This window comes from Pseudomonas tremae (assembly GCF_001401155.1).
Taxonomy (GTDB): domain Bacteria; phylum Pseudomonadota; class Gammaproteobacteria; order Pseudomonadales; family Pseudomonadaceae; genus Aquipseudomonas; species Aquipseudomonas tremae.
This window is the reverse complement of sequence record NZ_LJRO01000115.1, coordinates 1-566: the sequence shown is the minus strand read 5'-3', so window position 1 is coordinate 566 and position 566 is coordinate 1. Positions and strand designations below refer to the sequence as shown.

General features: G+C 55.1%; 1 protein-coding gene. It reads right to left on the bottom strand.

Annotated elements, in window-relative coordinates:
* Nucleotides 1–287 (bottom strand): Abi family protein (locus tag ALO43_RS08585; protein ID WP_162235579.1); only part of this gene is annotated, 287 nt, incomplete at its 3' end.
* Between the last annotated feature and the right edge of the window lie 279 nt (nt 288–566).

Here is a 566-nt window from a genome sequence, read left to right as displayed (position 1 = left end):
GCCCTGGCGGCGACTTCAATCCGTTCAATCGAATCGATAACCAGCAGCCGTAGGCGTCGGTCGAAATCATACAGACGAGTAAGCTCTTTCAACCGCGTACCGGGCCTGAAGCCGTGCTCGGCATCGTCCGAAAGCTGGAAAGGGCGCATATAAGGTGTTAGGCGGAAAAAACTGACGGCCTCGAGAAAACAGTGCGCCTTTCCTTCATCCTGAATGGTGAGCCCGCGTTGCTTGAGCAGGGCCAGTTGCGCAGGAATGTCGATGGCGGGCTTGCTGAAAAGCTTCATGCTGAAAAACTACCGGGCATAAAAAACCCGCTCAATTTGTGCTTAGCTGCCGAAGCAACCATTGGCATGGCGGGTGTGTTGCGGAGGATATTAGGCATAGCGGTGCCGTTTTGCAAGATATTTGGTACTGCAGTAATAAACGGACGCCGCGATTTGTGGGGTGCTTGAGCTCAATAGAAACACGCCAGTCACCCCGTCCGCACACCCTCGCCTGCGGATTCCACGGCAATCCGGCCGCCCATTCCATGAACATCCGGCCACTGATTCCACGATGATCCG